The organism is Mycobacterium sp. NTMscope_MAC_269 (genome assembly GCF_976985695.1).
In genome coordinates this window covers 1,317,286-1,342,985 of the sequence record NZ_OZ335668.1, presented here as the reverse complement: position 1 = coordinate 1,342,985, position 25,700 = coordinate 1,317,286, and the positions used below count along the sequence as shown (strand labels likewise).

27 protein-coding genes are annotated in these 25,700 nt (G+C 69.6%); 6 read left to right on the top strand and 21 right to left on the bottom strand.

The genetic code is table 11. From position 1 onward, the window contains the following. Positions 1–7: 7 nt before the first annotated feature. From ACZ50Z_RS06480 to ACZ50Z_RS06455, 6 genes are all read right to left on the bottom strand, one after another. Positions 8–1,498, bottom strand: a complete 1,491-nt coding sequence (locus ACZ50Z_RS06480; protein WP_464482800.1) for a prolipoprotein diacylglyceryl transferase — start codon at positions 1,496–1,498, stop codon at positions 8–10. Further along, on the bottom strand, positions 1,495–2,310 hold the full coding sequence (gene trpA / locus ACZ50Z_RS06475) for a tryptophan synthase subunit alpha (protein WP_464482799.1): 816 nt from the start codon (positions 2,308–2,310) through the stop codon (positions 1,495–1,497). The genes ACZ50Z_RS06480 and trpA overlap by 4 nt, the downstream gene beginning before the upstream one ends. Continuing rightward, on the bottom strand, positions 2,307–3,578 hold the full coding sequence (trpB, locus tag ACZ50Z_RS06470; RefSeq protein ID WP_464482798.1) for a tryptophan synthase subunit beta: 1,272 nt from the start codon (positions 3,576–3,578) through the stop codon (positions 2,307–2,309). The genes trpA and trpB overlap by 4 nt, the downstream gene beginning before the upstream one ends. Before the next feature lie 71 nt (positions 3,579–3,649). Next, positions 3,650–4,468, bottom strand: a complete 819-nt coding sequence (trpC, locus tag ACZ50Z_RS06465) for an indole-3-glycerol phosphate synthase TrpC (protein WP_464482797.1) — start codon at positions 4,466–4,468, stop codon at positions 3,650–3,652. A gap of 113 nt (positions 4,469–4,581) precedes the next feature. Next, positions 4,582–5,268, bottom strand: coding sequence for a TIGR02234 family membrane protein (locus ACZ50Z_RS06460; RefSeq protein ID WP_464482796.1), 687 nt, complete (start codon positions 5,266–5,268; stop codon positions 4,582–4,584). Then, entirely contained in the window at positions 5,261–6,799 is a 1,539-nt protein-coding gene (locus ACZ50Z_RS06455; protein WP_464482795.1) for an anthranilate synthase component I, read from the bottom strand. The genes ACZ50Z_RS06460 and ACZ50Z_RS06455 overlap by 8 nt, the downstream gene beginning before the upstream one ends. A 94-nt stretch (positions 6,800–6,893) precedes the next feature. Here ACZ50Z_RS06455 and ACZ50Z_RS06450 point away from each other — a divergent pair, with 94 nt between their 5' ends. Then, positions 6,894–7,352, top strand: coding sequence for a peroxiredoxin (locus tag ACZ50Z_RS06450; RefSeq protein ID WP_464482794.1), 459 nt, complete (start codon positions 6,894–6,896; stop codon positions 7,350–7,352). 8 nt (positions 7,353–7,360) lie between these two features. Here the strand turns inward: ACZ50Z_RS06450 and ACZ50Z_RS06445 are convergent, their stop codons facing one another. From ACZ50Z_RS06445 to hisD, 9 genes are all read right to left on the bottom strand, one after another. After that, a complete protein-coding gene (locus ACZ50Z_RS06445; RefSeq protein WP_464482793.1) occupies positions 7,361–8,467 on the bottom strand; it encodes a calcium:cation antiporter in 1,107 nt (368 codons plus the stop codon). 71 nt (positions 8,468–8,538) lie between these two features. Continuing rightward, a complete protein-coding gene (hisI, locus tag ACZ50Z_RS06440) occupies positions 8,539–8,886 on the bottom strand; it encodes a phosphoribosyl-AMP cyclohydrolase (RefSeq protein ID WP_464482792.1) in 348 nt (115 codons plus the stop codon). Continuing rightward, positions 8,883–9,680 (bottom strand): imidazole glycerol phosphate synthase subunit HisF, encoded by a 798-nt coding sequence (hisF, locus tag ACZ50Z_RS06435; RefSeq protein ID WP_464482791.1) that lies wholly within the window; start codon positions 9,678–9,680, stop codon positions 8,883–8,885. The genes hisI and hisF overlap by 4 nt, the downstream gene beginning before the upstream one ends. A 1-nt stretch (position 9,681) precedes the next feature. Further along, the gene (locus ACZ50Z_RS06430) at positions 9,682–10,482 is read right to left on the bottom strand and encodes an inositol monophosphatase family protein (protein WP_464482790.1); all 801 of its coding nucleotides are present in this window, start codon (positions 10,480–10,482) and stop codon (positions 9,682–9,684) included. 7 nt (positions 10,483–10,489) lie between these two features. Next, positions 10,490–11,221 carry a bifunctional 1-(5-phosphoribosyl)-5-((5-phosphoribosylamino)methylideneamino)imidazole-4-carboxamide isomerase/phosphoribosylanthranilate isomerase PriA gene (gene priA / locus ACZ50Z_RS06425; RefSeq protein ID WP_464482789.1) on the bottom strand — a complete coding sequence of 244 codons (732 nt, stop codon included), beginning with the start codon at positions 11,219–11,221 and terminating at the stop codon, positions 10,490–10,492. 82 nt (positions 11,222–11,303) lie between these two features. Then, positions 11,304–11,924 (bottom strand): imidazole glycerol phosphate synthase subunit HisH, encoded by a 621-nt coding sequence (gene hisH / locus ACZ50Z_RS06420; RefSeq protein WP_464482788.1) that lies wholly within the window; start codon positions 11,922–11,924, stop codon positions 11,304–11,306. Then, the gene (hisB, locus tag ACZ50Z_RS06415; RefSeq protein WP_464482787.1) at positions 11,921–12,541 is read right to left on the bottom strand and encodes an imidazoleglycerol-phosphate dehydratase HisB; all 621 of its coding nucleotides are present in this window, start codon (positions 12,539–12,541) and stop codon (positions 11,921–11,923) included. The genes hisH and hisB overlap by 4 nt, the downstream gene beginning before the upstream one ends. After that, the gene (locus tag ACZ50Z_RS06410; RefSeq protein WP_464482786.1) at positions 12,538–13,725 is read right to left on the bottom strand and encodes a histidinol-phosphate transaminase; all 1,188 of its coding nucleotides are present in this window, start codon (positions 13,723–13,725) and stop codon (positions 12,538–12,540) included. Before ACZ50Z_RS06410 ends, hisB begins: the two co-directional genes overlap by 4 nt. Then, a complete protein-coding gene (gene hisD / locus ACZ50Z_RS06405; RefSeq protein ID WP_464482785.1) occupies positions 13,722–15,068 on the bottom strand; it encodes a histidinol dehydrogenase in 1,347 nt (448 codons plus the stop codon). Before hisD ends, ACZ50Z_RS06410 begins: the two co-directional genes overlap by 4 nt. A gap of 73 nt (positions 15,069–15,141) precedes the next feature. Here hisD and ACZ50Z_RS06400 point away from each other — a divergent pair, with 73 nt between their 5' ends. Beyond that, complete coding sequence (locus tag ACZ50Z_RS06400; protein WP_464482784.1) at positions 15,142–15,564, top strand: nitroreductase family deazaflavin-dependent oxidoreductase; 423 nt, start codon at positions 15,142–15,144, stop codon at positions 15,562–15,564. A gap of 154 nt (positions 15,565–15,718) precedes the next feature. On the opposite strand, the gene nadC is transcribed toward ACZ50Z_RS06400, so the two are convergent. The 3 genes from nadC to nadA are packed head-to-tail and all read right to left on the bottom strand — an operon-like array spanning position 15,719 to position 19,202. Continuing rightward, positions 15,719–16,573 (bottom strand): carboxylating nicotinate-nucleotide diphosphorylase, encoded by an 855-nt coding sequence (gene nadC / locus ACZ50Z_RS06395; RefSeq protein ID WP_464482783.1) that lies wholly within the window; start codon positions 16,571–16,573, stop codon positions 15,719–15,721. Positions 16,574–16,575: 2 nt separating this feature from the next. Then, a complete protein-coding gene (locus ACZ50Z_RS06390; protein WP_464482782.1) occupies positions 16,576–18,156 on the bottom strand; it encodes an L-aspartate oxidase in 1,581 nt (526 codons plus the stop codon). After that, positions 18,153–19,202, bottom strand: a complete 1,050-nt coding sequence (gene nadA / locus ACZ50Z_RS06385) for a quinolinate synthase NadA (RefSeq protein ID WP_464482781.1) — start codon at positions 19,200–19,202, stop codon at positions 18,153–18,155. Before nadA ends, ACZ50Z_RS06390 begins: the two co-directional genes overlap by 4 nt. Positions 19,203–19,247: 45 nt before the next feature. Between nadA and ACZ50Z_RS06380 the strand changes: the two genes are divergently transcribed. Together ACZ50Z_RS06380 and ACZ50Z_RS06375 are read left to right on the top strand one after the other, a co-directional pair. Then, on the top strand, positions 19,248–19,973 hold the full coding sequence (locus ACZ50Z_RS06380) for an NUDIX hydrolase (protein ID WP_464482780.1): 726 nt from the start codon (positions 19,248–19,250) through the stop codon (positions 19,971–19,973). Positions 19,974–20,136: 163 nt separating this feature from the next. Then, the gene (locus ACZ50Z_RS06375; protein WP_464482779.1) at positions 20,137–21,477 is read left to right on the top strand and encodes a lipase family protein; all 1,341 of its coding nucleotides are present in this window, start codon (positions 20,137–20,139) and stop codon (positions 21,475–21,477) included. On the opposite strand, the gene ACZ50Z_RS06370 is transcribed toward ACZ50Z_RS06375, so the two are convergent. From ACZ50Z_RS06370 to bioB, 3 genes are read right to left on the bottom strand one after another with little or no spacing between them, the layout of a single operon-like run. Next, on the bottom strand, positions 21,472–22,137 hold the full coding sequence (locus ACZ50Z_RS06370) for a DUF2567 domain-containing protein (RefSeq protein WP_464482778.1): 666 nt from the start codon (positions 22,135–22,137) through the stop codon (positions 21,472–21,474). The genes ACZ50Z_RS06375 and ACZ50Z_RS06370 overlap by 6 nt on opposite strands. Beyond that, positions 22,134–22,361, bottom strand: a complete 228-nt coding sequence (bsaP, locus tag ACZ50Z_RS06365) for a biotin synthase auxiliary protein BsaP (protein ID WP_464482777.1) — start codon at positions 22,359–22,361, stop codon at positions 22,134–22,136. The genes ACZ50Z_RS06370 and bsaP overlap by 4 nt, the downstream gene beginning before the upstream one ends. A 29-nt stretch (positions 22,362–22,390) precedes the next feature. Then, the gene (bioB, locus tag ACZ50Z_RS06360) at positions 22,391–23,428 is read right to left on the bottom strand and encodes a biotin synthase BioB (protein ID WP_464482776.1); all 1,038 of its coding nucleotides are present in this window, start codon (positions 23,426–23,428) and stop codon (positions 22,391–22,393) included. A gap of 131 nt (positions 23,429–23,559) precedes the next feature. Between bioB and ACZ50Z_RS06355 the strand changes: the two genes are divergently transcribed. Both ACZ50Z_RS06355 and ACZ50Z_RS06350 read left to right on the top strand, forming a co-directional pair. Next, a complete protein-coding gene (locus ACZ50Z_RS06355; protein WP_464482775.1) occupies positions 23,560–23,751 on the top strand; it encodes a hypothetical protein in 192 nt (63 codons plus the stop codon). Between the two features lie 114 nt (positions 23,752–23,865). Further along, entirely contained in the window at positions 23,866–25,698 is a 1,833-nt protein-coding gene (locus ACZ50Z_RS06350) for a hypothetical protein (protein WP_464482774.1), read from the top strand. Positions 25,699–25,700 lie beyond the last annotated feature (2 nt).

Sequence of the window (25,700 nt, the reverse complement as noted above, 5' to 3'; positions counted from 1 at the left end):
GTGGTGGTCAGCGGCCCGACAGCCGGTTCCGCAGTCGCGAGCCCCATCGCCGCCGGGTTTGCGGTTGCGCTGAGGTCTTTTCGGTGACGGGTTCTTCCGTCGCGGCTTGCGCGCTTTCGGCTTCCGATTCCTCGGGTCCGGAGTCCTCGGCGTCCGCTTCGGGTTGGGGCTCTTCGTCTTCCGGCTCGTCGGGCTCGTCGGATTCCGCTTCGGCTTCTTCGGCTACGGCCTCTTCGGATTCACTCTCATCGGGCTCTTCCGGTTGCGGCTCTTGGGCTTTTGCGTCGGCGTCGGGCTCGTCGAGCTCGACCTCTTCGGCCTCGGACTCCCCGACCTCAGCCTCATCGGCAACCGCCTCGGCCTCCGGCTCATCTGATTCCGCTTCGGGTTCTTCGGCCACCGCCTCGACGGCCCCCCCATCTTCGGGCTCTTCCGGTTGCGGCTCTTCGACTTCCGCGTCGGCCCCGGGCTCGCCAAGGTCGAGTTCCTCGGCGTCGGTGTCCGCGACTTCCGCGGTCCCCACCGCGGATTCGGTCGGCACGTCGTCGTAAGCCGCATCCGCAGCTCCCGCCTCGGCCGTCGCCGCCGCAACGGTCGCCGGCTCGAGTTCCGCGGATTCCTCGTCGAGGTATTGATTTCCGCGCAGGCTCTCGGGATCTTCGCGGCCCTTAGGCGCCGCCATGAGGTACACCACGGCCCCGATGAACACGAAAGTCGATGTGAACGAATTGATCCGGATGCCCGCGATGTGGGTGGCGGTGTCGTCGCGCAGTAGCTCCACACAGAAGCGGCCCACGCAGTAGCCGGCCACATAGAGCGCGAACAGCCGGCCGTGCCCCAGCGTGAGTCGCCGGTCCGCATAGATCAGCACGACGAAAATCAGCAGGTTCCAGAGCAATTCATACAGAAACGTCGGCTGCACGACGAGTGCCACCTGGCCGGTCGAGATCCCGTCCAGCGAATGCGGGTCGATGTATCCCGAGGGGTCCCGGCGGTAGAAGATCTCCAGGCCCCACGGCAGTGTGGTCTCGCGGCCGTAGAGTTCCTGGTTGAAGTAGTTACCGAGCCGACCGATGGCCTGCGCCAAAATGATTCCCGGGGCGATCGCGTCGGCGAAGGCCGGCAACGGAATGCCGTGCCGACGACACCCGATCCAGGCGCCGACGGCGCCGAGCGCCACCGCGCCCCAGATGCCCAGCCCGCCGTCCCAGATCCGGATGGCGGCCCCGAGTCCGGCACCGCCCGGGCCCCAATAGGTGCGCCAGTCGGTGGCCAGGTGATAGAGCCGGCCACCGATCAACCCGAACGGCACGGTCCACAGCGCGATGTCATAGATCACGCCGCGCTCGCCGCCACGCGCCTCCCAGCGCCGGTCGCCGATCAGCAGGGCGGCCACGATGCCGGCGATGATGAACAGCGCGTAGGCCCGGATGGGCAGCGGCCCCAGGTGCCAGACGCCCTGCGAGGGACTCGGGAAAGAAGCGAGGAACGTCGTCACGACGCGACCGCCCTTTGGCGTACGCCGGCGGCGAGTTCCTCGGTCAGTGCGCGCAATGCGGTCAATCCCCCGTCTCCGAGCGCCGACACCAGCGCGGAACCGACAATGACACCGTCGGCGTAGCCGCCGATCTGGGCGGCTTGCTCGCGCGAGCGCACCCCCAGCCCGACACCGACGGCGATGTCCGAGATCTCCTTGACCCTGCCGACCAACTCGGGCGCGGCATGCGACACCACGTCGCGCGCCCCGGTCACGCCCATGGTCGACGCCGCGTAGACGAACCCGCGGGACGCCTCGACCGTCATCGCCAGGCGTTGCGGCGTCGAGGACGGCGCCACCAGAAATATCCGGTCCAACCCGTGCTCCTCGGACGCCGCCAGCCACTGCCCGGCTTCGTCGGGAATGAGATCGGGAGTGATCAGGCCGTATCCGCCGGCCGATGCCAAATCACGCGCGAAGGCGTCAATTCCGTAGCGCAACACGGGGTTCCAGTAGGTCATCACCACGGCGTGCCCCCCGGCGGCACTGATCGCCTCGACCGCGGCCAGGGTGTCGCGGACGCGCACTCCGGCGTGCAGCGCGACTTCGGTGGCCTTGGCGATGGTCGGGCCGTCCATGCCGGGATCCGAATAGGGCACCCCGACTTCGACGATGTCGCAACCCGATTCGACCAGCGCGATCATCCCGTCCACCGACGTCCGCACGTCCGGGTATCCGGTGGGCAGGTAGCCGATCAGCGCCGCGCGACCATCGCTACGGCACGCATCGAAGATCGGCCCGAGCCTGCTCGCTTCGCCCTGTTTGACGGTCATCGGTCGCTGGATCCCAACAGCCCGAACCACTGCGCGGCCGTCTCGACGTCCTTGTCCCCGCGCCCGGACAGGTTCACCACGATGATCGCGGCCTTGCCCAATTCGGAGGCCACCTTCAGCGCACCGGCCACCGCGTGCGCGGATTCGATGGCGGGGATGATCCCTTCGGTGCGGCACAGGGCGCGGAATGCCTCCATCGCCTCGGAGTCCGTGATCGGGCGGTACTCGGCGCGCCCCGTCTCGCGCAGATGCGCATGCTCTGGACCCACCCCCGGGTAATCGAGACCCGCTGAGATGGAATGGGATTCGATGGTCTGACCGTCCTCGTCCTGCAGCAGGTAGGAGAACGACCCCTGAAACGCCCCCGGGGAACCGCCGCTGAACGTCGCGGCGTGCCTTCCGGTTTCGACGCCGTCGCCGGCGGCCTCGAATCCGATCAGCCGCACGCCGGGATCGTCGATGAACGGGTGGAAGATGCCGATGGCGTTCGATCCGCCACCGATGCAGGCCACCACCGCGTCGGGCAACCGGCCCGCCTGCGCCTGGATCTGGGCGCGCGTCTCGAGGCCGATGATGCGCTGAAAATCGCGCACCATGGCGGGAAAGGGATGCGGCCCGGCCGCGGTGCCGAAGCAGTAGAAGGTGTTGTCGGCATTGGTGACCCAATCCCGGAACGCTTCATTGATGGCATCCTTGAGCGTCCTCGAACCGCTCTGGACCGAGACGACCGTGGCTCCCAGCAATCGCATCCGTGCCACGTTGAGCGCCTGACGCTCGGTGTCCACGGCGCCCATGTAGATCACACAGTCCAGGCCGAGCAGGGCGCACGCGGTGGCCGTCGCCACGCCGTGCTGGCCGGCCCCGGTCTCGGCGATCACCCGCTTCTTGCCCATGCGCTGCGCGAGCAGCGCCTGACCGAGCACGTTGTTGATCTTGTGAGAACCGGTGTGGTTCAGGTCTTCTCGCTTGAGGAAGATGCGCGCGCCGGCCAGCTCCGAGAGGCGAGGCGCCTCATACAGCGGCGACGGGCGGCCGGCGTAGTGCGACTGCAGATAATCCAGGGTGTCCAAAAAGTCCTGGTTGACACGTTCCTTTTCGTAGGCCGCGGTGACCTCTTCGATCACGGCCATCAGCGCCTCGGCGACGTAGCGGCCGCCGTACACGCCGAAATGGCCACCGGCATCGGGTTCGTGACGGGTGGGTTCGGCGATAGCGGCGCTCGGAAGCGGAAGGTCCGGGCGGGCCTGGGAGGAGAGGTCCACCATCACCAAGGCTCTACGCGGGGATGGCTCATGGGGTTCAACGTATCAGCGCGGGGGCTCTTGACGTGACGTAGCGACTAGCGAGCCGGTTTCGGACAGGACGGATGGGTGCCCGCGGTGACCAGATCGGCGACTGCGGCGCGCGGGTCACCGCTTTTCACCAGACCTTCGCCGACCAACACCGCGTCGGCACCCGCGCCGGCATACGCCAGCAGGTCTCCGGTACCGCGCACGCCGGATTCGGCGATCCTGATCACGTTGCTGGGCAGCCCGGGTGCGATGCGCGCGAAGCAATCCCGATCCACCGTCAGCGTGGCCAGATCGCGGGCGTTGACACCGATGACGTTGGCCCCGGCCTTGAGCGCCCGGTCGGCTTCCTCTTCGGTGTGCACCTCGACAAGTGCCGTCATGCCGAGCGATTCGGTGCGGTCCAGCATCGACACCAACGCCGACTGCTCCAGCGCGGCGACGATGAGCAACAACATGTCGGCGCCGTGCGCCCGCGCTTCGTGGATCTGATACGGCTGCACGACAAAGTCTTTGCGCAGAATCGGGATCGAGACCGCCGCCCGAACCGCGTCGAGGTCGTCGAGCGAACCGTGAAAGCGGCGCTCCTCGGTCAGGACGCTGATGATGCGCGCGCCGCCGTCCTCGTACGCCCTGGCCAGTTTGGCCGGATCGGCAATGGTGGCCAGGGAACCCGCCGACGGGCTGGCACGCTTGACTTCGGCGATGACGCCGATTCCGGGCTCGCGCAGGGCGGCCATCACGTCGCGTGGCGGTGGCGCGGCCGCCGCGGCGGCCTTGATCTCCGACAGGCTGATGAGGGCTTCGCGCGCGGCAACGTCGGCCCGGACTCCTTCGAGGATGGAGTCAAGCACGGTTGCCGGACTCATGCCTGTCGTTTCCCTTCGCCCTGTCGCCCCGCTGTCATCGGACGGCCACTCGCTTGTCCCCAGCCGATTGCGACGACGTCAATGAAGGGTAGCGGCCCGCGGCTCGCGGCCCGTCACCGACCCTCGGTGTCAGACTCGCCCGGCGCATCGGTCGGGTCGCGTCCCTCGTCAAGCGCGTCCCAGATCATCCGCTCCGACATTTCCGGCGTCGTTCGCCCCTCCGGCGTTGCCCCGTCGGCGTCCGTGCGCCGCGCAATCGAGCGGCGCGTCGCGGGCGTCGTGTACTTCGTTGCGCTCGACCGTGCCGACCCGGAGTCCGATGCCGATCGCATCAGCAGGACGGCCGCGATCAGGGCGCACGCGGCGGCGGCCACCGTGACTCCGGCGCCCCAGTACCGCCGGTCGCTGCCGACCAGCGACATCACCGAGACGTGGGCCAGCTCGGCCCCGCGGACCGCCACGTCGGGCAGCGCCCACAGGCCGATTCCCAGGTAACCGACCCCCAGGCTGGCCAGCGCCAGCAGCCCCGCCAGCGCCCGCAGCAGCCAGCCGCGCACGGCGATGGCGGCGACGGCCGCGGCCAGCAGCAGCATCGCCAACGGCAGCAGCGCCGTCGACCACGCCCCGCCGGACAACGTCACCTCCTTGGGCGGCCCCAGCCCGTCGAACGACCGGATCACGACCCAGGGCAGGCGCGAGGCCACCCACAGCGCGCCCGCGGCCACCACCAGCATCGCCTGGGCGATCCGGATCAACCACCGGCCGTTTAGCCGGCGCCGCTCGGTGCGGGCCTCAGCCATCGCGGCCCGCGCCCGGCTCGGTCAGCGTCTCGGCCGCCGCGATCGCGCTGAGCACCGCGCGCGCCTTATTGGTCGCCTCCGTGTATTCGTACGGGCCGTTGGAGTCCGCCACCACCCCACCCCCGGACTGCACGTAGGCGGTGCCGGTACGCATCAGGGCGGTGCGGATCGCGATCGCGAAATCGGCGTTGCCGGCGAAGTCGAGGTAACCGACCACGCCGCCGTACAGGCCGCGGCGCGTCTTCTCCACCTCTTCGATCAACTCCATGGCCCGCACCTTCGGCGCCCCCGACAGCGTGCCGGCCGGGAAGCAGGCCGTCACCGCGTCCAGGGCCGTGCGGCCCTCGCCGAGCAGGCCGGTCACCGTCGACACCAGGTGCATCACGTGGCTATAGCGTTCGATGTGGCTGTAGTCCTCGACGCGGACGGTGCCCGGCGCGCACACGCGGCCGAGATCGTTGCGGCCCAGATCGACCAGCATCAAATGCTCGGCGCGTTCCTTCTCGTCGGCCAACAGCTCCTTTTCCAGCAGCTGATCCTCTTCGTCGGTCTCCCCGCGCCAGCGGGTTCCCGCGATCGGATGGGTCCTCGCGACACCGTCGGCGACGGTGACCAGCGCCTCCGGGCTCGACCCGACGATCGAAAAGTCCGTTCCCCCAGCGTCATTCGGCACGTGCAGCAGATACATGTACGGGCTGGGGTTGGTCACCCGCAGCATGCGGTACACGTCGATCGGGTCGACGTCGGTGTCCATTTCGAACCGCTGGGAGGGCACGACCTGGAAGGCTTCCCCCGCGGCGATCTGCTCGACGAGGTAGTCGACGATCTTCCCGTATTCCTCGACGCTGCGCTGCGCGCGGTAGCGCGGCTCGGGCCGGTCGAAGGTGGCGACGGTCGACGACAGCGGTTGACCCAGCGCCGCGGTCATCACGTCCAGGCGGGCGATCGCGTCGTCGTAGGCCTCGTCGACCCGCCCGTCGGTCCCGTTCCAGTTCACGGCGTTGGCGATCAGCGTGATGGTGCCCTCGTGGTGATCCACCGCCGCCACATCGGTGGCCAGCAGCAACAGCATGTCCGGCAGGCCCAGGTCGTCGACGGCCAGCTCGGGCAGCCGTTCCAGGCGCCGCACCAGGTCGTAGGCGAAGAACCCGACCATGCCGCCCGACAGCGGCGGCAGGCCCGACAGCGGCCCGGTGGCCAGCAGTTCGAGGGTGGCCCGCAGGGCGTGCAGCGGGTCTCCTCCGGTCGGCGCGTCCTGCGGCACCACGCCGAGCCAGATCGCCTCGCCGTCGCGCACGGTCAGCGCCGAGGGCGCTCCGGCGCCGATGAACGACCACCGCGACCAGGAACGGCCGTGCTCGGCCGACTCGAGCAGAAACGTGCCCGGGCGGTTGGCGGCGAGTTTGCGGTAGGCCGACAACGGCGTCTCGCTGTCCGCCAACACCTTGCGGGTCACGGGGACCACGCGGTGCTCGGCGGCCAGCTGGCGGAAATCCTCTCGTGAGGTCGTCGCGGCGAGGTGGGCGTGCACCGACTCATCCTCCCAGATGGGGTTGGTCGGCTCGCGAGCGTAACGTGGCTGCGCTTTCGGACGCTCAGATTCGCAGCGGCGTTACGCTCGCGGGATGAAAACTGGTGACACGGTGACCGACTTCGAACTCCCCGATCAGACCGGGGCCCCCCGCAAGCTCAGCGCCCTGCTCGCCGACGGTCCCGTCGTGCTGTTCTTCTACCCGGCGGCGATGACGCCCGGGTGCACCAAGGAGGCGTGCCATTTCCGCGACCTGGCCTCGGAATTCGCCGCTGTCGGCGCCAACCGGGTGGGGATCAGCGCCGATCCGGTGGAAAAGCAGGCCAAGTTCGCCGACCTGCGGAAATTCGACTACCCGCTGCTGTCGGACACCGACGGCACCGTCGCCGCGCAATTCGGCGTCAAGCGCGGCCTGCTGGGCAAGCTGATGCCGGTCAAGCGCACCACGTTCGTCATCGACACCGACCGCACGGTGCTCGACGTGATCTCCAGTGAGTTCAACATGGACACCCACGCGGACAAGGCGCTGGCGACGCTGCGCGCCCGGTCCTAGCCGGCCCCTCAGGGGCTGATCGCCAGGAAGACGTAGGCGGCCAGCAACACCAGATGCACCTCGCCCTGCAGCCGGGTGGCCCGACCGGGCACGACGGTCAACACGCTGATCACCACGGTCAGCGCGAGCAGCACCAGCTGGATGGGCCCGAGGCCGAGCACCAGCGGTCCTTTGACCCAGATCGACGCGAGCGCGATCGTCGGGATCGTCAGCCCGATGCTGGCCATCGCCGACCCGTACGCCAGGTTCAGGCTGGTCTGGATGCGGCCTTTTCGCGCCGCCCGGGCTGCCGCGAGCGTCTCCGGCAGCAGCACCAGCGCCGCGATGATCACACCCACGAACGACTGCGGCAGGCCCGCCACCATCACCGCGTGCTCGACGGCCGGTGACTCCTCCTCGGCCAGGCCGACCACCGCCACCAGCGCGCACAGCAGCAGCACCAGGCTGCTCAACGCCTGCCGCCTGCTGGGTGGATCCGCGTGGCTCTCGTCCTCGAACACGCGCTTTTGGCCCCGCTGCGCGATCGGCAGAAAGAAGTCGCGGTGCCGCACGGTCTGGGTGAACACGAACAGCAGGTACACCAACAGCGTCGCGATCGCCGCGAAGGTGAGCTGGCTGGGGGTGAACTCCCGGCCCTGATGCCCGGTGGTGAACGCCGGCAATACCAGGCTCAACGTGGCCACCGTGGTGACCGTGGCCAGGGCGGCCCCGGCGCCTTCGGCGTTGAACAGGGTCACGCCGTAGCGCCGGGAGCCGAGCAGCAGCGACAAACCGGCGATCCCGTTGGTGGTGATCATCAGCGCGGCGAACGCGGTGTCCCTGGCCAGCGTCGCGGCCTCGTTCCCGCCGGACATCATCAGGGTGACGATCAGGGCCACCTCGATGGTGGTGACCGCGGCCGCGAGGATCAGCGACCCGAAGGGCTCGCCGACCCGGTGTGCGACCACCTCCGCGTGATGCACCGCGGCGATCACGGCGCCGACGAGAAACAGCGCGGCCACCCCGACCAGCACCGGTCCCAGCTTCTCGCCCCAGATCACTGCCAGCACGACGACGGCAAGCACCGGCACGACCACGTTCCAGGACAAGACGTCCCGGGACAACCATTTCGACATTGCCCGCCATTCTTGTCGAAGTCATGCGCCGTGCACGCCGAAAGTGACGGCGGACACGCCTGGTTCGCCGGCTACCGTTCGGGTTGTAGCAGCGCGTCGGCGTCGAAGCAGCTGTGGTCACCGGTGTGGCAGGCGCCGCCGACCTGGTCGACGGTCAGCAGCACGGTGTCGCCGTCACAGTCGAGCCGCACCGAGTGCACGTATTGGGTGTGGCCGGAGGTCGCGCCCTTCACCCACTGCTCGCGACGCGACCGCGAATAGTAGGTCGCCTCACGCGTTTTTAGGGTGCGGGCCAGCGCCGCGTCGTCCATCCAGGCGACCATCAGCACGTCGCCGCTCCCGCGCTCCTGCACGACGGCGGCGATCAGCCCGTCGGCGTTGCGCTTCAGGCGCGCGGCGATCTGCGGGTCCAGCGTCATCGGGCCATCCTCACCGCGATTCCCGCGTCGGCCATGGCGGCCTTCACCTGCCCGATGGTCAGCTCCCGGAAGTGGAAAACGCTGGCCGCCAACACCGCATCGGCACCTGCCTCGATCGCCGGTGCGAAATGTTCGGCCGCCCCGGCGCCGCCGCTGGCGATGACCGGCACGGTGACCGCCGAGCGCACCGCCTGCAGCATCTCGAGGTCGAACCCCGCCTTGGTGCCGTCGGCGTCCATCGAGTTCAGCAGGATCTCACCCACCCCCAAATCGGCTCCGCGAGAAGCCCATTCGACGGCATCGAGGCCGGTGCCGCGACGCCCGCCGTGGGTGGTCACCTCCCAGCCCGACGGGGTGGGCACCGAACCCGAGGGCACGGTGCGGGCGTCGACGGACAGCACGATGCACTGGGATCCGAACTGCCGTGCCATCTCGGCCAGCAGCTCGGGGCGGGCGATCGCGGCGGTGTTGATCGAGACCTTGTCCGCTCCGGCACGCAGCAACACGTCGACGTCGGCCACGGTGCGGACCCCGCCGCCGACGGTCAGCGGGATGAAGACCTGCTCGGCCGTGCGCCGCACCACGTCCAGCATCGTGGCCCTTCCCGACGACGACGCGGTGACGTCGAGGAAGGTGAGCTCGTCGGCGCCCTCGGCGTCATAGGCGGCCGCGAGCTCCACGGGATCACCTGCGTCCCGGAGGTTTTCGAAGTTGACGCCCTTGACCACCCGCCCGCCGTCGACGTCCAGGCACGGGATGACCCGGACCGCGAGGCCGCTGTGGTTGGCGTGCATGTCAGTAGTCCTCCGGTCGGCCGGTTCTGCGCAACAGGTCGAGGATCTCGGCGTGCGCGGCGCGACCCGCCGCCAGCGCGGAATCCGACGCCGGGCTCCACGGCTCCCCCGCCAGGTCGGTGACGACACCGCCGGCCGCCCGAACCAGCGCGACCCCGGCGGCGTGGTCCCACACGTGGCCACCGAAACTGATTGCCGCACCGAGGATTCCGTCGGCAACGTAGGCGAGGTCGAGGCCGGTGGAACCGTGCATGCGCAACCGCGACGAGACCCTGCTGAGATTCTCCAGGACGGCCATCCGGTAGCGCCCCGGGAATCGGCCACGGGCGTCCGCGCTGAACGATCCCGCGCCGACGAGGGCGTCGGCCAAATCGATCGATGCCAGCGGCGGCTGCGGGACCCCGTTCTTGCGCAACGGTCCGCCCGACACCGCGGTGTAGCGCTGGGCCATGAACGGCAACCAGGTCAGTCCGGCCACCGGGTCACCGTGGTGCAGCAGGCCGAGCAGGATCCCGGCCATCGGTGATCCGGCCGCATAGTTGAACGTGCCGTCGACGGGATCGAGCACCCACACCCAGGGCGAGTCGACGCCCGAGCCGCCGAATTCCTCGCCGTGGACGCCGATTCCGGTGGCTTCGACCAGCGCGGCGACCACCTGACGCTCGATCGCGAGGTCGACGTCGGTGGCGAAGTCGTTGCCCTTCTTGCGCACCGCGGAGTCGGCGCGGTGACCGGCGAGGAACGGTTCCGTCGCCTCGTCGAGGATTGCCGATGCCGTCTCGACCAACGCGTCTACGTCCATGCCGCCGTTACTCTCCGACCGCGGCCAGCGCCTGTGGCAGCGTGAACCGCCCCGCGTAGAGGGCCTTGCCGACGATGGCGCCCTCGACGCCGCGGTCGGTGAGGGTCGCGATGGCGCGCAGGTCGTCGAGGCTGGACACCCCGCCCGACGCGATCACCGGAACGTCGGTGCGCTCGGCGACGGCCGAGAGCAGCTCCAGGTTGGGGCCGCCCAGCGTGCCGTCCTTGGTGACATCGGTGACCACGAACCGTGAACACCCTTCGCTGTCAAGGCGTTCCAGCACTTCCCACAGGTCACCGCCATCGGTTTCCCAGCCACGCCCGCGCAGCCGGTGCTCGCCGTCAACAATCTGGACGTCGAGCCCCACGGCGACCTTGTCACCGTGCTCGCCGATCGCCCGCGCGCACCACTGCGGGTTCTCCAAGGCCGCGGTGCCCAGGTTCACCCGGGTGCAGCCGGTGGCCAGGGCCGCCGCCAACGAGTCGTCGTCGCGGATCCCGCCGGACAGCTCCACCTGCACGTCGAGCTTGCCGACCACCTCGGCGAGCAGCTCGCGGTTGGAGCCTCGCCCGAACGCGGCGTCCAGGTCGACCAGATGGATCCATTCGGCCCCGTCGCGTTGCCAGGCCAGCGCGGCGTCCAGCGCCGAACCGTATTCGGTTTCACTGCCCGCCTTGCCCTGCACCAGGCGTACGGCACGGCCGTCGACCACGTCGACCGCGGGCAACAAGATCAACACACTTTCTCCTTTACGCCGAGACTGCAACCAGCTGCGGGTCTTCTCGGCATTTGCGTTGTGGAATACAGTTTCGCGGAAGCGGTCACAGGGCCTCGACCCAGTTGCTCAACACGGCCGCGCCGGCGTCACCGCTTTTCTCCGGGTGAAACTGCGTGGCCGAGAGCGGTCCTTCCTCGACCGCGGCCAAGAACGGCCCCTCGTGGGTGGCCCAGGTCAGCACCGCCTCGGGTGAGCCCTCCCACTGTTGCGCGGCGTAAGAGTGCACGAAGTAGAACCGGGTGTCGGCGTCGAGCCCGGTGAACAGGACGCTGCCGGGCCCGGAATTGACGACGTTCCAACCCATGTGCGGGATCACCGGCGCCTGCAGCCGGGTCACGTATCCCGGCCACTGCCCGCATCCTTCGGTCTCCACGCTGAATTCGACGCCGCGCGCGAACAGGATCTGCATCCCGACGCACACCCCCAGCACCGGACGCCCGGCGGCGACCCGGTCGGCGATGATGCGGTCCCCGTTGATGGTGCGCAGCCCGGTCATGCACGCCTCGTAGGCGCCGACGCCCGGCACCACCAAGCCGTCGGCACCGGCCGCGGCGGCGGCGTCGGCGGTCACCTCGACCGACGCACCGACCCGTTCGAGCGCGCGCTGAGCCGACCGCAGGTTGCCCGAGCCATAATCAAGGACAACGACCGATTTCTTTGTCACAGAACACCTTTGGTGGACGGCACACCCGACACCCGGGGATCGGGCTCGACCGCCTGACGCAACGCGCGGGCCACCGCCTTGTATTCCGCCTCGGTGATGTGGTGCGGGTCGCGCCCGTACAGGACGCGCACGTGCAGCGCGATGCGCGCGTTGGCGGCCAGCGACTCGAACACGTGCCGGTTGATGACGGTGTGATACGGCACCGAGTTGCCGGCAATGGTGGTGTGCTGCAGGTGATCCGGCTCCCCGCTGTGCACGCAGTAGGGCCGGCCGGACACGTCGACCGCCGCGTGCGCCAACGTCTCGTCCATCGGGATGAAGGCGTCCCCGAACCGGCGGATGCCCCGCTTGTCACCCAGGGCCTGGCCGAGCGCCTGCCCCAGGGCGATGGCGGTGTCCTCGATGGTGTGATGGCCCTCGATCTCGACGTCGCCCTTGGTCCGCACGGTCAGGTCGAAGCTGGCGTGGCTGCCCAGCGCGGTGAGCATGTGGTCGTAGAACGGCACGCCGGTGTCGACGTCGACCTGGCCGGTGCCGTCGAGGTCGAGTTCGATGACGATGTCGGACTCCTTGGTGCGGCGCTCGATGCGCGCACGGCGGGCGGGGGTGGCTGTCATGGCGCTCCTAACACATGGTCGCGACCCGCTGCACCCGGCTCGGCCGCGCTTGCGATCGCTCCTACGTTGACGGGGGCCGGCTCGGTGGCGGCGATCTGGGCGCTGGCCCGCAGGAAGGCGTCGTTCTCCCCGGCCAGGCCTGTGGTAGCCCGCAGGTAGCCGGGGATTCCGACGTCGCGGATCAGCACGCCGGCGTCCAGATAGCGTTGCCAGGTGGCCGGGGCGTCGGCGAACTCCCCGAACAGCACGAAGTTGGCGTCGCTGGGAATCACCCGGAAACCCAGGCGCCTCAACTCTTTTGAGACGCGCTCGCGTTCGGCGATCAGCGCCGCGACGCTGCCCAGCGTGTCGTCGGCGTGCCGCAGCGCGGCCCGCGCGGCGGCTTGAGTGACCGACGACAGGTGATACGGCAGGCGCACCAGCAGCATCGCGTCGATCACCGCCGGCGTGGCGATCAGATAGCCGAGCCGGCCGCCGGCGAAGGCGAACGCCTTGCTCATGGTGCGCGAGACGATGAGCTTGGTCGGATACTGCGCCACCAGCGCCACCGCGCTGGGCTCCGACGAGAATTCGCCGTAGGCCTCGTCGACGATCAGGATGCCCGGCACCGCGTCGAGCAACCGCCGCAGATCCGGCAACGAAACGCTCTGCCCGGACGGATTGTTCGGGCTGGCGACGAACACCACGTCGGGTTTGCGGCCGGCGATCGCGGCCACGGCGGCCTCGACGTCCAGGCTGAAGTCGTCGGCCCGGGCGGCCTGTAACCATTCGGTGCGGGTGCCGTCGGAGATGATCGGGTGCATCGAGTAGGAGGGAACGAACCCGATCGCCGTGCGCCCCGGGCCGCCGAACGCCTGCAGCAACTGCTGCAGAATCTCGTTGGAACCGTTTGCCGCCCAGAGATTTTCGACTCCAAGCCGGACTCCGGTCTGGGCGCTCAAATAGCTGGCGAGGTCGGTCCGCAGCGCGACGGCGTCACGGTCGGGGTAGCGGTGCAGGTCGGCGGCGGCTTCCGCCACCGAGCGCACCACGTCGTCCACCAGCGCCTTGCTGGGGGGGTGCGGGTTCTCGTTGGTGTTCAGCCGCACCGGGACCGCCAATTGCGGTGCGCCATAGGGCGACTTGCCGCGCAGGTCGTCGCGCAGCGGCAGGTCGTCCAGTGTGGGTTCGGATGCTCCGGTCACCGCTCGAACCTCCGCCGTACCGCCTCGCCGTGCGCCGGCAGGTCCTCGGCCTCGGCGAGCGTGATCACGTGCCCGGACACGTCTTTGAGCGCCGCCTCGGTGTAGTCGACGACGTGGATGCCGCGCAGGAAGGTCTGCACGGACAGGCCGCTGGAATGCCGCGCGCAGCCCGCGGTCGGCAGGACGTGATTGGAACCGGCGCAGTAGTCCCCGAGGCTCACCGGCGAGTACGGGCCGACGAAAATGGCTCCCGCCGCGCGGACCCGCCCGGCCACGCTCGCCGCGTCGGCGGTCTGGATCTCCAGGTGTTCGGCGGCGTAGGCGTTGACGACCTTCACGCCGGCGTCCACATCGTCGACCAGGATGATCGCCGATTGGCGACCACCCAGGGCGGCGGTCACCCGCTCACGGTGCGCGGTCGTCTGCAACTGGGCGGCCAGTTCTTTGTCGGTGGCGGCGGCCAGGTCTTCGCTCGGGGTCACCAGCACGCTGCCGGCCATTTCGTCGTGTTCGGCCTGACTGATCATGTCGGCGGCCACATGCGCGGGGTCGGCCGTGTGGTCGGCCAGGATCGCGATCTCCGTCGGCCCGGCCTCGGCGTCGATGCCGACCCGCGAGCGGCACAGCCGCTTGGCGGCGGTGACGTAGATGTTGCCGGGCCCGGTGATCATGTCGACGGGAGCCAGCTCGGCGCCGTCGAGATCGGTGCCGCCATAGGCCAGCAACGCGACCGCCTGTGCGCCGCCGACGGCCCACACCTCGTCGACACCCAGCAGCCGGGCCGCGGCCAAAATCGTCGGGTGCGGCAGGCCGTCAAATTTTGCCTGCGGCGGGCTGGCCACCACCAGCGAGGCGACGCCGGCGGCCTGCGCCGGCACCACATTCATCACCACGCTGGACGGGTACACGGCGTTGCCGCCGGGCACGTACAGGCCCACCCGCTCGACCGGGACCCACCGCTCGGTGACCGTCGCGCCGGGGCCGAGCGTCGTCGTGACGTCGGTGCGGCGCTGGTCGGCGTGCACCGCGCGGGTGCGGTCGATCATCACGCGCAGGGCTTCGGCGACCGCCGGGTCCAGCTCGGCGAGGGCCTGCTCGAGCGCCGCCGCGGGCACCCGGACGGCCGGGGGCCGCACGCCGTCGAAGGAGGCCCCAAACTCGAGGGCGGCTTCGGCGCCGCGCTCCGCGACGGCCTGCACGATCGGGCGCACCTTGGGCAGCACCGCCTCCACGTCGGCACCGCCGCGCGGCAGCTCCGCCCGCAATCGGGCAGCCGTCAATTCCGCGCCCCGCAGGTCGATGCGGGCCAACGGTGACGGTCGGGTGGTGCTCACGGTGTCCATTGTCCCAGAGGAACTCAAATCAATATCCGACCGGTAGTGTGCCGGTAAAGAGGCCATACCGCAGGGAGCCGCGATGTCAGCCAAGGATCACCCCAACTACGCCTCCGGCGTCCCGATGGTCTTTCCGCCCTGGTTCGAGCGCTTCCAGATCAAGTACGTCAACCCGGCGCTCAAGCCCGTGGTGCGCTACCTGCCCGGCACCGCGACGATCAAGCATCGCGGTCGCACGTCCGGCAAGCCCTACGAGACCATCGTGACCACCTACCGCAAGGGCAACACCCTGGCGATCGCGCTGGGCCACGGCAAGACCAACTGGGTGAAGAACGTGTTGGCCGCCGGGCAGGCGGACGTGGAGTTGAGCCGCAACCGCACGCTGCACCTCATCAATCCGCGGATCCTGCCCGCCGGCTTCGACGGCCCCGACGTTCAAGGGCTGCCCGCTTTGGCGCGCATGCAGCTGCGCCGGATCGGGGTTTTCGTCGCCGACATCGCCTGAAATCTTGTCGCGCTTGCGCCGAGTGTGCACTGGCGGCGTCGACAGTTAACTCACGGCGGCGACACGCCGACGAATGCCGCCGAGGATGCACGCCGAAAGCCAAGGATTCACACTCGACGCCGGGGGCGGCGCGACGAAGGGAAGCGAACCCGCGTTACATATCCAGGCCGATGTCGAGCACCCGCACAGAATGCGTCAGCGCGCCGACGGCCAGGTAGTCCACGCCGGTCGCGGCGTAGGCGGCGGCGTTCTCCAAACTCAGCCCGCCGGAAGATTCGAGCAGGACGGCGGGGGCGCGCGCATCCCGGCGCTGCACCGCCATCTGCGTCTGCCACACCGGGAAGTTGTCCAGCAGTACCAGTTCGGGTTTTTCCGGCAACACCTCATCGAGCTGCTCGAGCGAATCCACTTCCACCTCGCACGGCAGGTCCGGCGCCGCGTCGCGCACCGCGCGCAGCGCGTCGACCACCGAGCCCGCGGCCACCACGTGGTTGTCCTTGATCAGCGCCGCGTCGCCGAGCCCGAGGCGATGGTTGACGCCCCCGCCGACGCGCACCGCATATTTCTGCAGCACCCGCAGGCCTGGCAGGGTCTTGCGGGTATCACGCACCTTGGCCTTGGTGCCGTGCACGGCGGCCACCCAGTGCGCCGTCGTGGTGGCGATCCCCGACAGGTGGCAGATCAGATTCAGCATGGTCCGCTCGGCGGTGAGCAGCCCGCGGGTTTCCGCCCGCACGGTCAGCACCGGCTGGCCCGCCTGCAGCTGGGCGCCGTCCTCGACGCGGTCGACGACCTCGTAGCCGCGCGCACCGAGCACCTCGTCGAGCACCAGCAGCGCGATGTCGATGCCGGCGATCACGCCGGGCTGCCGGGGCACCATCGACGCGGTGGCCACCGCCTCGGCGGGCACCGTCGCGAGCGTGGTGACGTCGGGCCCGTAGCGCAGGTCCTCGACCAGGCCGCGCTTGATGGTTTCCCGCGCGGCGGTGAGTTCACAGTCCGACATCATCGTCACACCACCGCCGCCAGCGCCTCCACCAGCACCGAATTCTGGTCGTCGGCGAGCCGCAGCACGTTGCTGCGCGCCTGCTCGGCCACGGTCTGCGGGTGCTCCTCGCGGTGGTGGCAGCCCCGGCTTTCGGTGCGGGCCAGGGCCGCAGCGGTCACCGCGCGGGCGGCGACGGCCAACGCGACATCCTCGAAATCGCGCCGGCCCGCCACGGCGCGCACCGTGGCCTGCGACAGCGTGGTGGACAGCCGGGTCAGCCCGGCGGCGTCGCGCACCACCGATGCGTCGCGGCCCATCGCGCGCTGCAGCTCGCCGCGCTCGGGGGCGGTGTGCACGACGGGCTCGGGTGCGAGCGCCCGCACGGGTCCGGCCGCCGCGGCGTGCGCGGCCGCCGCCTTGCCGGCGCGACCGCCCACCACCAAACCCTCCAAGAGGCTGTTGGACGCCAACCGGTTGGCGCCGTGCAGACCGGTGCGGGCCACCTCGCCCGCGGCGAACAGCCCGGGCAGCTCGGTTTGGCCGCACACGTCGGTGACGATGCCCCCGCAGCTGTAATGCGCCCCGGGCACAACGGGAATGGGTTGGCGGACGGGATCGACGCCGGCGGCCCGGCAGGCGGCCGTCACCGTCGGGAACCGGTTCGCGAAGTCCGCGATGTGGCGCGCGTCGAGGAAGACGCACGCGTCACCGGTAGCCTTCATCCGCGCGTCGATGGCCGCGGCGACCACATCGCGGGGCGCCAGGTCTCCCATCGGATGAACACCGGCCGTTACCGAATCCCCTTGCCGGTCAACCAGTCTCGCGCCTTCGCCGCGGATGGCCTCGGTGACCAACGGCCGCCGGCCGCCGGCGGCACCGGGCGCGAACAGCATCGTCGGGTGGAACTGGATGAACTCGAGATCGCTGACCGCGACGCCGGCCCACAGGCCCAACGCGATTCCGTCGCCGGTGGATCCCTCCGGGTTGGTGGTCGCGCCGTACAGGTGCCCGAGGCCGCCGCTGGCGATGATCACCGATGGCGCGCTGATGATTCCGTATCCCCGCGGGGTGCCCACCAGGACGCCGGTCACGGCCGCCCCGTCGTGCAGCACCTGCAGGGCTACGTGCCCGGTGCGGATGTCCAGCGTGCGCGCGGCGTGGTCGAGTGCGCGCTGCACCTCGGCCCCGGTGGCGTCGCCCCCGGCGTGCACGATCCGCCGCCGTGAGTGCCCGCCTTCGCGCGTCAGCGCCCACCGGCCGGGGGCGGATTCGTCGAATCGCGCTCCGTCACCGACCAATTCGGAGATGGCCGCATACCCGTCGGCGACGATCGAGTAGACCGCCTGGGGATCACACAGGCCCGCCCCGGCGACCACGGTGTCGGCGACGTGCGCCTCGACCGAGTCGTCGTTGTCGGGCAGGACGACCGCGATGCCGCCCTGCGCGTAGTGGGTCGCCGTCGCGCCGCGCGCCTGGTCGGCCTTGCTCAGCACGACGACGCTGCGCCCGGCCCGGTGGGCGGCCAGCGCGGCGGCCAATCCCGCGACGCCGGTGCCGATCACGACGACGTCGGCGGTGTGAGTCCACTGGGGACGGGCGGTCATTCGCCACCGCCCGGTTGGCCGATCTCGATCATTCGCTGCACGCTGCGCCGGCCGGCGGCGGCGATGTCGGGGTCGACGTCAACCTCGTCGGCGCCCTCGACGAGGCAGCGCAGCAGCGCCGCCGGGGTGATCATCTTCATGAACTTGCAGGAGGCGCGGTCGTTGACGGCCTGGAAGTCGACCTGCGGGGCGGCGCGGCGCAGCTGATAAAGCATGCCGACCTCGGTGGCGACCAACACTTTCCGCGCGTTGGTCTGGCCCGCGGCGTCGAGCATGCCGCCGGTGGACAAGATCTTCACCCGGTCCGGCGGGAACGCGCCCTCGCCGGCGAGGTACAAGGCCGAAGTGGCGCAACCACATTCGGGATGCACGAAAAGCTCGGCGTCGGGATTCGCGCGGGCCTGGTCGCCCAGTTCGTCGCCGTTGATCCCCGCGTGCACGTGGCATTCGCCGGCCCACACGTGCAGGTTCTTACGGCCGGTCACCCGGCGCACATGCGCGCCGAGGAACTGGTCCGGGCAGAACAGCACCTCGCGGTCCGGGTCGATGGACTCGACCACCTCGACCGCGTTGGACGACGTGCAGCAGATATCGGTGAGCGCCTTGACCGCCGCGGTGGTGTTGACGTAGGAGACGACGACCGCCCCGGGGTGCTCGTCCTTCCAGGCGCGCAACTCGTCGGCGGTGATGGAATCGGCCAGCGAGCAGCCGGCGCGCTGATCCGGGATGAGCACCGTCTTGTCGGGGCTGAGCATCTTGGCCGTCTCGGCCATGAAGTGCACACCGCAGAACACGATGGTGTCCTCGGCCGCCTCGGCGGCGATCCGCGACAGCGCCAGCGAGTCGCCCACGTGGTCGGCGACGTCCTGGATCTCGGGCAGCTGGTAGTTGTGCGCGAGCACGGTGGCGCCGCGCAACTTCGCCAGGCGGCGAATCTCCGCGGCCCACTGCGCATCAGCGACCACGCCGGCGTAGCCGGTGGGCGAATTCGTGATGTCGGCAACCATGTCTTCGGCGAGCGTGTCCATGCGATTGATCACCGTCATGGGGGCTCCTTTCAGCCAGGAGGTTTTCGACTTATAATCGAAAACATGGCCCATCGTAGCACCGCCCACGAAGTGCTCGCGGTCGTGTTCCAGGTTCGCGAAGTCAGCGACGAGGTGACGAAGGGGCGCCCGACGGCGAAACCGCAGCTGAACGTGCTGTTATGGCAGCGCGCCAAGGACCCGCAACGCGGCACGTGGTCGCTGCCGGGCGGGCAGGTCCGCAACGACGAGGACATGATCACCTCGGTCCGGCGCCAGCTCGCCGAAAAGGTCGACCTCAAGGAGCTGGCCCACCTCGAACAGCTGGCGGTGTTCTCCGACCCGCACCGGGTGCCGGGCGCCCGGGTCATCGCGTCCACCTTCCTGGGCCTGGTGCCCTCCCCCGCCAGCCCCGAGCTACCGCCGGATACTCGTTGGCACCCGGTGAACCGCCTGCCTCCGATGGCCTTCGACCACGCCCCGATGGTGGACCACGCTCGCACTCGGCTGAACGCCAAACTGTCCTACACCAATATCGGGTTCGCCTTGGCGCCAAGGGAATTCGCGCTCTCCACACTGCGCGACATCTACGGGGCCGCCCTGGGCTATCAGGTCGACGCGACGAACCTGCAGCGGGTGCTGGCGCGGCGCGGCGTCATCACCGCGACCGGCACCATCGCGCAATCCGGCCGCAGCGGCGGACGCCCGGCCGCGCTGTACCGGTTCACCGACGCGGCGTTGCGGGTCACCGACGAATTCGCCGCGCTCAGGCCGCCCGGGGTCCCCGGCTAGGCTTATCCGAACCCGTCGTTCGGGCGACGCGCCATCCGGGCGGCACCCGTGACGTGTCTGACCTGCCCGCGGTGAGGAAGAAGTCGCTCACAATGCGGCGACGACGTTTTGGTTACCTGCCGTTCGTGCGCGAGAATGCCGGGTGGCCACGAAGGGAGCCTCAATGGCTGAGCTCGGCAACCTGGCAGGCACGCACGGCGCGGAATGGATCGCCCGGCCGCGCCACGAGGAACTGCAGCGCAAAGTGCGTCCGCTGCTGCCCTCGGACGACCCGTTCTACCAGCCGCCGCTGGGTTTCCAGCACGCCGAGCCCGGGACCGTGCTGCGCTCGCGCGATGTCGAGTTGGCCTTCCTGGGCCTGATCCCGCAGCCCATCAAAGCCGTCCAGCTGCTGTACCGGACCATGGACATGAACGGCGAGCCCGAGGCGACCGCGACGACGGTGATCGCGCCGGCCGACCTCGCCCCGGGGCGCCCCTGCCCGGTCCTGTCGTACCAGTGCGCGATCGACGCCGTGTCGTCGCGGTGCTTCCCCTCCTATGCGCTGCGGCGCCGCGCGAAGGCGTTCGGGGCGATCGGCCAGTTCGAGCTTTTCCTGATCGCCGCCGCCGTCGCCGAGGGCTGGGCCGTCTCGGTGCCCGACCACGAAGGCCTGCGGGGCTTGTGGGGGGCGCCGTATGAGCCCGGCTACCGCGTCCTGGACGGCATCCGGGCCGCGCTGAGTGGGGAGCGTCTCGGGCTGTCCAAGTCGGCCCCGATCGGGCTGTGGGGGTACTCCGGCGGCGGTCTGGCCAGCGCGTGGGCGGCCGAAGTGTGCGCCGAATACGCGCCCGAACTCGACATCGTGGGGGCGGTGCTGGGCTCGCCCGTCGGGGACCTGGGCAACACGTTCCGCCGTCTCAACGGCAGCTTCCTGTCGGGGTTGCCCGCGCTGGTGGTGGCCGCGCTCGCGCACATCTATCCCGACCTGGACCGGGTGATCCGCGAGCACACCAACGAGGAGGGGCGCGCCCTGCTCGACTCGCTCGAGAAGATGACTACCGTGGGGGCCGTCGTCCGCATGGCCGGCAAGAACATGGGCGATTACCTCGACGAACCGCTCGAGAAGATCCTGTCCACCCCGGAAGTCTCGTACGTCTTCGACCACATCAAGCTGGGCGCCGCGGTGCCGACGCCGCCGGTGCTGATCGTGCAGGCCGTTCACGACTACCTGATCGACGTCCACGACATCGACGTGCTGGCCGACGCCTATTCGGCGGGCGGCGCGCGGGTCACTTACCACCGCGACGCGTTCAACGAACACATGATGTTGCACCCGCTGTCGGCGCCGATGACCTTGCGCTGGCTGACGGATCGCTTCGAGGGTCGACCGCTGACCGAGCACCTGGTGCGCACCACCTGGCCGACGATGTTCAACCCGATGACCTACGTCGGCATGGCCCGGCTGGCCAAGATCGCGGCCAAGGTGATCACGGGCCGCAGGATTCGCCGCCGTCCGCTATGACACGGTGGCTTCCGTCGCGCCACCCTTTCCCACCGGCAGCTCATCGGAAGTCCGGCCCTCCGGCGGAAGCGCCCCCAGGTCGTCACGGGCGTCCGCGGCCACCCGGACCGCGTACACCAACGCGGCGATGCCGACCGGCCACAACAAGCTGACCGCGATCTGCAGCGGACGGTCGGAGAAGAACACCGGCGGCGCCTGGATGACGTACGCGACCGACGGGCTTTTGCTCAGCGGCACCGCGTCGAAGTCCAAGGCGCCGTAGCCGAGCCGCACCAGCCCGGCCCCCACCGCGGCGGCCGCCGCGGCGGCGGTCAGCATGCCGACCGACAGGGCGACGACCATTCCCGGGCCGCGGTGCTGTTGCCACTGCCACGCCCACACCGAGGCGACTATCGCCAGCACGGTCAGCAGGCCCAGCATCAGGGCGGGCGCGACGAAGAAATGCTCGGACTCGTTGCCCAGGTAGTCATGCACCCGCTCGCCCGAGCGGGTGAGTGCCACCACGGCGCGGATCGGCGGCGCGATCCACGCCCACAGCGCACCGATCAGCACACCGGTCGCCGCCGAGCCCACGGCGACGAACAGCAGCGCGCGCACCCGTGCCCGGCGGGCTGCGGTGCCGGGCGAGTCCGGGGCGTCGCTTTTGGCCGGCTCGCTCACCGTTGCGCCTCCAGGTCGGCGGAGTCGACCTCACCGTGGCGCGAGCAGCGCGCCCGCCAGCCGTCGGGCCGAACCTGCACCACCATCCGCCGCCCGCACGCCGCGCAGAACCGGGGCGGCTCAAGACCCAACTGAGCCGCTGTCGGCACGACGGTGCCCCCTAATTCCCCGGTGTAGACGTTGTAGACACCGGCGCTGACCGCAGCGCCCAGATCGCCAACCACAAGTGTCCAACCCTAGCCGCGCGCGTCGCTTACAAGCTGGCGTTGAGGCCCTTGAGGGGCATCTGCAGGTCGCCGAGCAGTTCCAGGTCGGATTCGGCCGGCCGGCCCAGCGTGGTCAGGTAGTTGCCGACGATCACGGCGTTGATGCCGCCCAGCATGCCCTTCTTGGCGCCGAGGTCGCCCAGGGTGATCTCGCGGCCCCCGGCGAAGCGCAGCATGACGCGCGGCAGCGCCAGCCGGAACGCGCCGACGGACTTCAGCGCCTCGCTGGCCGGCAGCACCTCCAGGTCACCGAACGGCGTGCCCGGGCGCGGGTTGAAGAAGTTCAGCGGCACCTCGTCGGGCCCGAGCTCGGCGAGCTCGGCGGCGAATTCGGCGCGCTGCTCGAGGGTTTCGCCCATGCCCAGGATGCCGCCGCAGCACACCTCCATGCCGGCGTCGCGCACCATCGACAGGGTCTCCCAGCGCTCCTCCCACGAATGGGTGGTGACGACGTTGGTGAAGTACGAGCGCGCGGTCTCCAGGTTGTGGTTGTAGCGGTGCACGCCCATCGCCGAGAGCTGTTCCACCTGCTCGGACGTCAGCATCCCCAGCGAGCAGGCGATGTTGATCTCGACCTCGTTGCGGATCGCCTCGATGCCGGCCGCGACCTGCGCCATCAGGCGCTCGTCGGGCCCGCGCACCGCGGCGACGATGCAGAACTCGGTGGCGCCGGACTTGGCGGTCTGCTTGGCCGCCTCCACCAGGCTGGGGATGTCCAGCCGGGCGCTGCGCACGGGCGATTCGAACAGCCCCGATTGCGCGCAGAAGTGACAGTCTTCCGGGCAGCCGCCCGTCTTGAGACTGATGATGCCCTCGACCTCAACCTCGGGGCCGCACCAGCGCATCCGCACCTCATGGGCCAGCGCCAGCAGCTCGTCGAGCCGGTCGTCGGGCAGCTGCAGCACCCGCAGGACCTGGTCACGGCTCAAGCCCTGGCCATCCTCCAGCACCTGTTGCCGGGCCACCGCCAGGATGTCCTCGTCGTTGCCGGTTTCGGCCGTCGGTCGGGTTGCCGCTTGAGTCACCAGGTACTCCCTTGCCTCTTTCTGGTGTCCGCGCGTGGGGACACATCTGCCCCGTGGTGGCAGCCTGAATGAAAAGGTGTTCAAAGTAGGGTAACGGCCGAAGGACTCGGCCTACCCCTGGGTATACGACCATGGTGACCCCGCACATCGAATTCCTGGCGCACCACTACCTGCTGTTGGCGGCGCCGGCATTTCTGCCTGCGGTGATCGTCGTCGCCGTGATCCTGTACATCGCGCTGCGCGACCGCCGGGAAGGTCGCAACGCCACGACGTCCACCACCGACGCGGCGAAACCCGACACGCCCGATCGCGAGCGTGATTGACGGGTGCCGGATCGGGGCATTAAACAATCAATCACGAACCTACTTGACAGTAATAACGCGGTTGACATCAATCGGATCCTCCGGGGCGGCCCGGCGCGGTGAGGAGGCACGACGATGCGGTCGGACGAACTGACGATTGTTGCTGAGGCACCAGCCCGCGGTGCGGGGCTGGACCAGGTGATCGGGCTCTCGATCGCCGCGGCGGTGATCACCTTGCTGATGCTGTGGGTGGGCCACGCCCACCGCACGCACCGCATCCGATGGTTGTCCCGGGTCGCGGACAAAGTGGGCGAGAAGTTCCACCGGCCGAGCTGGGTCGCCCTGCCGGTGCTGGTGTTCACCACGTCGATCATCTGCGCGCTGTTCGGGTTCATCTGGGACGTCAGCTGGCATATCGGCAACGGCCGCGACCCCGGTCCGCTGGCCAACCCGGCGCACTACTTCATCATCATCGGACTGTTCGGCATCTTTTTGGGTGGGATGACCGCTGTTGTCTTGCCGTTCGACCAGCCCGGCCCGGCGGCGGTGCGGATCACACGGAACTGGCACGCCCCGGTCGGCGGTGTGCTGATGGCCGGCTGCGGGCTGTACGCGATGATCGGATTCCCGCTCGACGACATCTGGCACCGCATCTTCGGCCAGGATGTAACCCTCTGGGGCCCAACGCATTTGATGATGATCGGCGGCGCCTGCTTTTCGCTGTTCGCGGTGTTGATGCTGGAGCGCGAAGGTGAGGCCAAGCTCGGTGCGGACGTCCTGCACGGCGCGTTCATCACGTTCCTGCGCTACCTGTCGTTCGGCGGCATGTTCATCGGCTTGTCGGTCTATCAGATCGAATACGACTTCGGCGTCGAGCAATTTCGCCTCGTGCTGCAGCCCATGATGATCGCCGCCGCGGCGGCGCTGGCGGCGGTCGCCGCCCGCATCACGATGGGACGGGGGGCGGCCCTGATCGCGGCCGTCTTCGCCATTGCCCTGCGCGGTGGCGTGGCATGGCTGGTCGGGCCGATCCTGGGCGCTCCGATCAACTGGTTCCCCCTCTATCTCGGCCCCGCGCTGGCGGTCGAGTTGATCGCGCTGACCCCGCTTCTCAGGCGCCCCATCGCTTTTGGCGCCGTCGCGGGCCTCGGTGTGGGCACCGTCGGGCTGTGGCTGGAGTCGCGGTGGATCGCGGCGGTCTACCACTATCCGTGGCCGATCGGCATGTGGGGCGAGGCCCTGGCCATGGCGGTGCCCGTCGCGGTGCTGATGGGGATGTGCGGCGCGCTGTTCGGCATGGTGCTCACCGGCCAGCGGCTCCCGGGCCGTGCCGCCGGCATCTCGGTGGTGGTGGTCACGGTGCTGGTGATCGGCGGCGCGGTGGCCAACGGACTGCATATCGTCGTGCCGCGCCAGAACAACGCCACCCTCACCTTGACCGATCTGCCCGCCGCAGCGGGGCGCCGCATGGTGTCGGCCGACATCCAACTCCAACCGGCCGACATGATCAGCCAGCATCCGGAGTGGGTGACGATCCTGTCCTGGCAGGGCCGGATGGAGAACAACCGCGGTCTACAGATCGACGAGCTCGAGAAGGTCGGTCCCGGGCATTACCGGTCGACGAAACCGCTTCCGGTGTGGGGTTCGTGGAAGACGCTGTTGCGGGTTCAGGACGGCTACACGATGACCGCGGTGCCGATCTACGAGCCGGCCGACGAGGCGATCCCGGCGCCCGAGGTGCCGGCCTTGCCGGCGATGAACCGGCCGTTCGTGCAGGAAATCACGATCCTGCAGCGCGAACGCGACCAGAACGCACCGGTGTGGTTGTTCACCGCCGGCTCGATCATGGTGCTGTTCCTGACCCTGATGGTGATCGCCGGCCTGACGTGGGGTGCGGGGCGGCTCGGCAACGCCGTCACCGAGCCGGAACCCGTCGAGGACAAACAGCCGACGCCCCGGGCGGCGTAGGG

Bases quoted from the DNA above. Each gene is read 5' to 3' on its own strand.
- trpA (WP_464482799.1), bottom strand. From the start codon at position 2,310: ATGACCGTCAAACAGGGCGAAGCGAGCAGGCTCGGGCCGATCTTCGAT.
- trpC (WP_464482797.1), bottom strand. From the start codon at position 4,468: ATGAGTCCGGCAACCGTGCTTGACTCCATCCTCGAAGGAGTCCGGGCC.
- ACZ50Z_RS06460 (WP_464482796.1), bottom strand. From the start codon at position 5,268: ATGGCTGAGGCCCGCACCGAGCGGCGCCGGCTAAACGGCCGGTGGTTG.
- ACZ50Z_RS06450 (WP_464482794.1), top strand. From the start codon at position 6,894: ATGAAAACTGGTGACACGGTGACCGACTTCGAACTCCCCGATCAGACC.
- ACZ50Z_RS06445 (WP_464482793.1), bottom strand. From the start codon at position 8,467: ATGTCGAAATGGTTGTCCCGGGACGTCTTGTCCTGGAACGTGGTCGTG.
- hisI (WP_464482792.1), bottom strand. From the start codon at position 8,886: ATGACGCTGGACCCGCAGATCGCCGCGCGCCTGAAGCGCAACGCCGAC.
- hisF (WP_464482791.1), bottom strand. From the start codon at position 9,680: ATGCACGCCAACCACAGCGGCCTCGCGGTCCGGGTCATCCCGTGCCTG.
- ACZ50Z_RS06430 (WP_464482790.1), bottom strand. From the start codon at position 10,482: ATGGACGTAGACGCGTTGGTCGAGACGGCATCGGCAATCCTCGACGAG.
- hisB (WP_464482787.1), bottom strand. From the start codon at position 12,541: ATGACAGCCACCCCCGCCCGCCGTGCGCGCATCGAGCGCCGCACCAAG.
- hisD (WP_464482785.1), bottom strand. From the start codon at position 15,068: ATGGACACCGTGAGCACCACCCGACCGTCACCGTTGGCCCGCATCGAC.
- ACZ50Z_RS06400 (WP_464482784.1), top strand. From the start codon at position 15,142: ATGTCAGCCAAGGATCACCCCAACTACGCCTCCGGCGTCCCGATGGTC.
- nadC (WP_464482783.1), bottom strand. From the start codon at position 16,573: ATGATGTCGGACTGTGAACTCACCGCCGCGCGGGAAACCATCAAGCGC.
- ACZ50Z_RS06390 (WP_464482782.1), bottom strand. From the start codon at position 18,156: ATGACCGCCCGTCCCCAGTGGACTCACACCGCCGACGTCGTCGTGATC.
- nadA (WP_464482781.1), bottom strand. From the start codon at position 19,202: ATGACGGTGATCAATCGCATGGACACGCTCGCCGAAGACATGGTTGCC.
- ACZ50Z_RS06380 (WP_464482780.1), top strand. From the start codon at position 19,248: ATGGCCCATCGTAGCACCGCCCACGAAGTGCTCGCGGTCGTGTTCCAG.
- ACZ50Z_RS06375 (WP_464482779.1), top strand. From the start codon at position 20,137: ATGGCTGAGCTCGGCAACCTGGCAGGCACGCACGGCGCGGAATGGATC.
- ACZ50Z_RS06355 (WP_464482775.1), top strand. From the start codon at position 23,560: ATGGTGACCCCGCACATCGAATTCCTGGCGCACCACTACCTGCTGTTG.
- ACZ50Z_RS06350 (WP_464482774.1), top strand. From the start codon at position 23,866: ATGCGGTCGGACGAACTGACGATTGTTGCTGAGGCACCAGCCCGCGGT.